Here is a 230-nt window from a genome sequence, read left to right on the forward strand (position 1 = left end):
AGCCCTTCACGTGACGAATAGCCACGTTCTTGATACCCTTGGCCGCAAGCTTACGTTGCACTTCACCGAGCGTCGAGCCGATAGTCAGATCGTTGCCCTTCGATTCAGCATAGAACTCCGGAGCGTTAGCCACGTACACCATGCCACGCTCGAACAGGCCGGGCAGGAACTTGTACATCAGGCCCAGCAGCAGGCTGTTAATGTGGCAGTTGCTGCTTACGATGCCGGAC

At 56.5% G+C, this 230-nt stretch carries 1 protein-coding gene; it reads right to left on the reverse strand.

The features are described from left to right. The coding region (locus AC1RPR_RS09130; RefSeq protein ID WP_481763631.1) for a hypothetical protein at window positions 1–230 on the reverse strand (230 nt) is incomplete at both ends.

The organism is Dellaglioa sp. CoH-57-MRSF-22 (genome assembly GCF_056781895.1).